This is a genomic window from Mesorhizobium sp. M7D.F.Ca.US.004.01.2.1 (genome assembly GCF_003997785.1).
Lineage (GTDB): Bacteria > Pseudomonadota > Alphaproteobacteria > Rhizobiales > Rhizobiaceae > Mesorhizobium > Mesorhizobium loti.
The window spans coordinates 1-7,384 of record NZ_RZRQ01000294.1 but is presented as its reverse complement, the minus strand read 5'-3'; the positions used below and the strand labels follow the sequence as shown (position 1 = coordinate 7,384).

Annotated in this window: 5 protein-coding genes; 3 read left to right on the top strand and 2 right to left on the bottom strand. The window is 62.9% G+C overall.

Translation table 11 applies throughout. The annotated features are described in order from the left end of the window. The 3 genes from EN993_RS27960 to EN993_RS27950 all read left to right on the top strand — a co-directional run. On the top strand, positions 1-2,351 hold a 2,351-nt coding region (locus EN993_RS27960; protein WP_245468986.1), incomplete at its 5' end, for a DUF5801 repeats-in-toxin domain-containing protein. Between the two features lie 70 nt (positions 2,352-2,421). Further along, on the top strand, positions 2,422-4,263 hold the full coding sequence (locus EN993_RS27955) for a type I secretion system permease/ATPase (protein ID WP_245468987.1): 1,842 nt from the start codon (positions 2,422-2,424) through the stop codon (positions 4,261-4,263). Between the two features lie 13 nt (positions 4,264-4,276). Further along, positions 4,277-5,608, top strand: coding sequence for an HlyD family type I secretion periplasmic adaptor subunit (locus EN993_RS27950; protein WP_206532428.1), 1,332 nt, complete (start codon positions 4,277-4,279; stop codon positions 5,606-5,608). Positions 5,609-5,644: 36 nt separating this feature from the next. On the opposite strand, the gene EN993_RS27945 is transcribed toward EN993_RS27950, so the two are convergent. Beyond that, positions 5,645-6,481, bottom strand: coding sequence for a sulfite exporter TauE/SafE family protein (locus EN993_RS27945; protein ID WP_127265378.1), 837 nt, complete (start codon positions 6,479-6,481; stop codon positions 5,645-5,647). Between the two features lie 125 nt (positions 6,482-6,606). Further along, a complete protein-coding gene (locus tag EN993_RS27940; protein WP_127265377.1) occupies positions 6,607-7,353 on the bottom strand; it encodes an SDR family NAD(P)-dependent oxidoreductase in 747 nt (248 codons plus the stop codon). Between the last annotated feature and the right edge of the window lie 31 nt (positions 7,354-7,384).

Sequence of the window (7,384 nt, the reverse complement as noted above, 5' to 3'; positions counted from 1 at the left end):
CCGTCACCGACAAGGACGGTGACCACCTGTCGGCCAGCCTCGACATCGGCCAGAACCTCAACTTCAAGGACGACGGCCCGAGCATCTCCACCACCGGCACCGAGCCGACGCTGACCGTTGACGAGTCGGTTCTTACGACCAACGACACGAAGAGCTTTGCAGGCAACTTCACTTCGGCCTTCGGCGCCGACGGCGCCGGCACGCTGACCTATGCGCTGGGCGTCGTGGCAGGCCCTTCGGGTCTGGTCGACACGGCGACCGGCCAGGCGGTCATCCTCTCGCTCAATGGCGGCGTCGTTGAAGGCCACACCTCCGGCTCCAACGACCTCGTCTTCACGGTCTCCGTCAGCGCCACCGGCGACGTTACCCTCGATCAGCTCCGCGCGGTGGTCCATGCAAACACCAGCAACCCCGACGACAGCACCAGCCTGACCGCCGACAATCTGGTCACGCTCACCGCGACCGTCACCGACAAGGACGGTGACCACCTGTCGGCCAGCCTCGACATCGGCCAGAACCTCAACTTCAAGGACGACGGCCCGAGCATCTCCACCACCGGCACCGAGCCGACGCTGACCGTTGACGAGTCCAACTTGGGTGCCAACAGCGCGGATTTCGCGACTGTTTTCACCCCGAATGCCGGCGCAGATGGTGACGCCATCAGCTATGCGCTCGGCATCAATCAGGTCACGAACGTTAGCGGCCTAACCGACACCTTGACCGGCCTGTCCGTCCTGCTTTTCGTCGAAGGAGGCGAGGTCGTCGGTCGTGCCGGTTCAGCCGCTGGCGATATCGTGTTCACGGTGAGCGTGGCTGCGGACGGAACCGTGACACTCGATCAGGCACGGGCTATCATACACTCGCCCGACACCGGGCCGGATCAGCAAACATCGCTGGCGTCCGACGATCTCGTCACCTTGACGGCGATCATCACCGACGGTGACGGCGACCAGGCCTCGGACAGTGTCAACATCGGTACAAGCCTTGTCTTCAAGGATGATGCGCCGACGATCACGGTGCCGTTCGACGGTGACCAGACCGGCGTTCCTGGGACCCCCGAGACTCTGGCCAACACGCTCAACGCGTCGGCCACCGGAGCCTTCGGCTACGACATCGGCGCGGATGCTCATCCGGCCGCGTTCTATGCGGGCGGCGGTTCCGACTTTGTCGACCAGAACGGCGCGCTTGCCGGCGTCCAGATCGGGCTCACCGGCACGATCACCGGCGGCGGCGGTGGTAACATCCTCACCTCGGAGGTGACGCTGGCATCGGAGAGCCTTACCTCCGCGACGTTCAACTTCACGTTCACCTACGACAAGGATCCGGCGGCTGGCGTCCAGACGGGCACGGCGGGCGGCACCCTCGTCTTCGACAAGATTGCCGATACTTATACCATCCACCTGACCGACCCTCTCGAGGGCTTCAGCTTCGACGTTATCCACACCAGTCAACTCTTGTCCAAGGAGCCCCTCGGCAACACGGGCCACCCGCCGATCGTGCTGGAAAAATTGCAGGCTGATGATCCGAATACGCCGGCTAACGAAAACTTCTACGTGCAGTTCACGGGCAACTTGATCAACAAAGCCAACCCGTTCAGCTTGACCGCCAATGGCGAGGGGTCATCCGGCGACGCCACCTTCACCCTCGGTGGTCACGAGATGGTGAGCAACGCCAATGAAACCTGGGTGTCCGCGACGCAGAGCACCAACGGTGTCGCCGGTGACACGATCCAGAAAGGCGAACTGCTCACATTGCGGTTCTTCGACAGCAACGTCGGTATAGCGAACGAGGCCATCACCCCGACAGCGACCGCCGGCACCATGGCCATCAAGTTCGACGGCATCGGCAACAGCGAGGACCTGATGCTGATCCTCAACCTGATCGACGACAAGGGCACGGCGTCCACAGCCGACGATGTCTCGATCACGCGGGCCATGTACGTGCAGAACGCCGACATCTTCAAGATGGGTCACGTCCCGGCCCCGTACAGCGGCGAGTTCACGCTCGACAACAATGACGGCCTCGTCATCATCGAGCAGAACGACTACAACGCTGCCGGCGAGCACTTCGTGTTGCAGGGTGTCCAGATCATGCAGTCGGGCAACGGCATCACCGGCAACGGCACGGCGATCAACCTGAACCCGACGACCGGCGCTAGCGGCGGCAGCAATGCGACCACCAACCTGGTGAACTTCGACCCCACCGACAACGACGTGCTGAAGATCACGGACATCGGCTTCACCTCGACCTCGACCCAGACGCCGGATGCCCACCTCGACTTCGCCTTCCAGGTGGCGGACGCGGACGCGGACCAGACAGCGATGCAGCACATACTTGTTGACGTCGCCTGACGCTTGACCAACGGGGGCGGCCAATGCTGCCCCCGTTCCGCATCTGTCGCACGGAGATGTCATCCAGATGATGAAAACCAGCCAACAGCCCCCTGCCCTGCAGGTGGTGATGAAAGAGGCCAGACGCGCCATCCGGCCGCTTATCTGGTTCAGCGGCGGCATCAACGTGCTGATGTTGACCGGGGCGCTTTATATGCTCCAAGTCTACCACCGCGTGCTGTCCAGCCACAGTCTGGAGACGTTGGTGATGCTGTCGCTGATGGCGGCAGGGGCGCTCGTGACAATGGCGGGGCTGGAGGTGGTCCGCGGGCGTCTCCTGGCCACCGTCGGATCGTGGATGAACGCACGGTTGGCACCGGTTCTCCTGACAGCATCGGTAGAGTATGCCGCCTCGGCGCCCGGTCATGCCAACGCCCGTCCGCTGCGCGACCTGGATCAAGTACGAAATTTCTTCACCAGCCCGAGCATCTTCCCAATCCTTGACGCGCCCTGGGCACCGCTGTTTTTCGCCGCCATATTCGTCATGCATCCTTGGCTGGGCTGGTTGGCGCTGTGCGGCGGGATCGTCCTGTTTGCGTTGGCGTTGCTCAACGAATACCTCACACGCAAGCCGTTGAACGAGGCCGCAAGCGCACAGTCACGGGCATATGTGCAAGCCGAGGCGGCGATCCGCAACGCCGAGGTCGTACAGGCGATGGGCATGTTGAAGCCACTGCTGGAGGGCTGGAAGGCACAGCAAGACGAGGCCAACAAAGGACAAGTTCTTGCCGCCAATCGTGGCAGCGTCATCGCGGCCATCGCGCGTTGTCACCGGCTGGCCCTGCAAATGGCCATACTGGGCCTTGGTGCGTATCTGGTGCTTCGAAACGAGGCTTCACCCGGCATCATGATCTCCGCCTCGATTCTGATGGGGCGCGCGTTGTCGCCGGTCGAGCAAGCGATCGGCACATGGAAGGCGACGGTCGGAGCGCGTGCCGCTTACCGGCGTCTCACCGCAGTCGCCGGACAACACCGGGAGGCCACGCCGGTTATGCCGCTGCCACGACCGAAAGGCAGGTTCGAGGCCGACAATCTCGTGCTTGCCCGACAGGGCGGCGAGCATATCCTGAAGGGGGTCAGCTTCCGGCTCAATCCGGGTGAGGCAATGGCATTGATCGGCCCGAGCGGGGCCGGCAAGACCAGTCTGGCGCGGATACTGGCCGGTGCCTGGCGCCCATCCGGGGGGCGTGCGTTGCTGGACGGGATGGACGTTGCCCAATGGGCGGCGGAGGACCGTGGTCATTATGTCGGTTATTTACCGCAGGACATCGAGCTCTTCGCCGGTACGGTCTCGGAAAACATCTGCCGCTTCGCGAATATCAACCCAGCGGTCTTCAACAACGTGGTCAAGGCCGCGCAGTTGGCGGGAGTTCACGAACTGATCAAAGGACTGCCGAAGGGTTACGCCACCGAGATCGGCGAATCCGGCGCGGTGCTGTCGGGTGGGCAGCGCCAACGCATCGGGCTGGCGCGGGCACTCTACGGCGACCCGCCGCTCATTATCCTGGACGAGCCCAATTCCAACCTCGACCGCGAGGGTGAGGACGCATTGATCGCAGCCCTCGGCGCGGTCAAGACGGCGGGCGCGACCATTATCCTGATCGCACACCGAGCGAACATCATGGAGAAGGTCGACAAGATATTGGTCCTCAATCGGGGCCAACAAGACCTCTTCGGTTCACGTGACTATGTCTTCAACGAACTCGCCGCGCGCATCCGCCCGATAACTCACCAGGTAACTCAGATGCCGGCTGATTCGACGCCGGAAATCCCCGCCGCCGTGCTCGGCGTCAGCAACGGGCCACGTCCCTCTTCAAAACGTACGTCGCGTCCAAGCGCATTGGGCACGACCATCGTGGCGAACCAGGCATGAAATGGGAACAGATATGAACGTCGTGCCGTTACCCGTCCCGCCGCCCTCCCTGCTGGAACCGATACCCCTGCGTCTCATGGGCGTGACGTGCGCCGGGTTCGCGATCATGTTCCTGTTCTTCGGGGTGGCCGGGGGCTGGGCGGCGCTGGCACCGTTGGACAGCGCCGCGGTGGCACCGGGCGTCGTCAAGGTTGCTGGCGACCGCAAGCTCATCCAGCACCTCGAGGGCGGCATCATCGCGGAGTTGAATGCCGCCGACGGGGATATCGTCAAGGCGGGAACGGTCCTCATCCGGCTCGACACCACGCAGGCAAAGGCGCAGCTCGACCTGATCCAGAACCGGATAGCAACGCGAGAGGCGCTTGCCGCGCGTCTCAGGGCCGAGCGCGACGGCAAGGCCGAGATCGAGTTTGATCCGGCATTGCTCGCAAACCCCGCCAATGCCGCAAAGGACGCGGTTGCCTCGCAGCGTGACGTGTTCGCGGCGAAGCACCACAACTTGACCGACGAGCAGGAAATTCTCAGCCAGCGCCGTCACCAGACCGAGGAAGAGATAACGGGGTTAGAGCAGCTTATCGTCACCAAGGACAAGCAGATCGAGGCGATCGAGGGTGAAAACAAGGACCTTCAGACTCTGCTCGATAAGGGGCTGACCACCCGCGAGCGGAACCTGTTGCTCAGACGACAACAGCAGGAGATCGAGGGGGAGCGCGCTACCAACCTCGCGGCAATCGCTCGTGCCAGAAGCGCCATGGCCGAGATTGACATGCAAATCTTGAACCTGAGCACAGTGCGGCTGAACGAAGCCGTCGACGAGTTGAGCAAGGTCGAGGCGGAGTTGTTTGACCTCGGACAGGAGGAGCGTTCCGCCAAGGACGTGCTTACCCGTACCGATGTTGTCGCACCGGTTGACGGTATCGTCATGGACCTGAAGGTCCACACGGCGGGCGGTGTCGTGAAACCCGGTGAGACATTGATGACAATCGTGCCGCTCGGACAACAACTCGTGGTCGAGGCTATGGTCAAGCCAGAAGATGTCGAGACGATCGCCCCCGGACAGCCGGCGCACGTCAGCTTCCCGGCCTTCGCCCGCTACAACCTGCCGCCGCTCGACGGCGTTGTGGAGATCGTATCGGCTGACCGCATGGTGGACGAACGCAGCGGGGCACCGTATTTCGCCGCGACCGTGTTGATCGACAAGAGCGAACTCGCCAAGCTGGAGGGCCGCAAGCTGCTGCCCGGCATGTCGAGCGAGGCGATGATCCGGACGGGTGCTCGCACCGTGCTTTCTTACCTCGCCGAACCGATCACGCAGAACTTCCGCCGGGCCATGCGGGAAAAATAGCCGTAGGCCGCCCAACGGGATTCAGGCCAACGAAATTCAGGAAAGCAACATTCGCCCGGCCGTGATTGCCAGGAAAAACGCAAAGGCAAGTTTCAGATAGCGCGGGTTGAGCGCGTGGGCGAGCCTTGCACCCAAGGGTGCGAACAGAAAGCTCACGGGCGCTATGATGGCAACGGCCGGCAGGCTGACGTAACCCAGGCTGAGCGGAGGCCTGCCGGCAATCTCGAGACCCGACCAGATGAAGCCGGCCACAGCCGGAAGCGCGATGAGCAGGCCAAGCGCCGACGATGTGCCGACGGCCCGGTGCACCGGAAAGGAAAAGCTGGAAAGCGCCGGCACCGAGAGCGTGCCGCCGCCAATTCCCATGAGCGAAGAGACAAAGCCGATGACGGAGGCGATCGCACGGTTGATCCAACCGCTTTGCGGCAGGTGATCGGAGATCACAAGGTGCTTCGGCAACGCCATGTTGACGGCCACCAGCAGGCCGACGACGCCGAAGACCAGCCGCAGGCCGGCGCCGGGGATGAATTTCGACATGATGCCGCCGATCAGCGCGCTGACGAAAATAGCCGGCCCCCACAGACTGAGCAGAGGCCGATCGACATTGCCGCGCTTGTTGTGTGACCGCATCGACGAGATCGAGGTGGGAATGATAACCGCAAGCGATGTCGCGACCGCCAGATGGCTGGTCACAGCAGGCGAAAAGTGAAACAGGCTGAGCACCCAGAACAAAACCGGGACGATGACGATACCGCCGCCGACGCCCAGCAAGCCGGCCAGCACGCCGGACGCCACGCCGGTTATGGCCAGACCGGCGACCAGCATTGCAATCGTCAGCCCGTCGAACATCGACGTGTCGAATCCGAAGTCCACTATGATTTCCCTTTGATTGGCCATTTGCGGCACGGCCTTGCGGACGCGGCCGCGCTCATCCGCTGTTGCGACCCAAAATGCAGGTCGCCCAGAAGTGTTGTAGCGTTTTTGGGATGCGCTTTTGGTTAGTGGCGCACCATCCCGGCGTCGACATTGAGCGTCTGGCCGGTGATCCAGCGCGCATCGTCGGAGGCCAGGAACGAAACCACATCGGCGATATGTTCCGGCTGCCCCTTGCCTTTCATCGCCTGAAGCATCTCGACGAAGCCGAACGCCTCGTTATGCGGGCTCGCCTTGACGCCGTCGCTCTCGATCAGGCCAGGCGTCACCGCGTTGGCGGTGATGTTGTACTTTCCGAGTTCTGTGGCGAGCGCCCTGGTGAAGCCGATGACGCCGCCCTTGGCCGCGACATAGGCCGCCATGTTCGGCGTGCCGGCAAAGAAGGTGTTGGATGCGATGCTGATCACCCGCCCGGCCTTGCCTGCCGCACGCATCTGGTCCGTGCCGGCGCGGCTGACGATGAAGGTGCCGGTCAGATTGACGTCGATGATCTTGCGCCAATGGTCGAGATCGACATCGTCCCAGGCGACGAACGGCACGATGCTGGCATTGTTGACCAGGATGTCGATGCCCCCGGTCAGGGCCTGGATTTCGGCGAAAAGTGCCTTGACCGATGCCGGATCGGAAATGTCGGCGGCGATCGCCCTCGCCTTTCCGCCTATCGCCGCGGCCGCCGCCCTGGCGCCTTCGGCATTGATGTCGCTGACGATGACGGTTGCCCCGTCGGCGGCAAGCCGCGCGGCGATCGCCTTGCCGATACCCTGCGCGGCGCCCGTAACCAGGGCCGTCTTTCCCGCAAGCCGTTCAGTCATGAAAATGCTCCCTCAATGCGTGATCCGATGA

Excerpts from the sequence above, each read along its gene's own strand:
- EN993_RS27955 (WP_245468987.1), top strand. The coding sequence starts at position 2,422 with ATGAAAACCAGCCAACAGCCCCCTGCCCTGCAGGTGGTGATGAAAGAG.
- EN993_RS27950 (WP_206532428.1), top strand. The coding sequence starts at position 4,277 with ATGAACGTCGTGCCGTTACCCGTCCCGCCGCCCTCCCTGCTGGAACCG.
- EN993_RS27940 (WP_127265377.1), bottom strand. The coding sequence starts at position 7,353 with ATGACTGAACGGCTTGCGGGAAAGACGGCCCTGGTTACGGGCGCCGCG.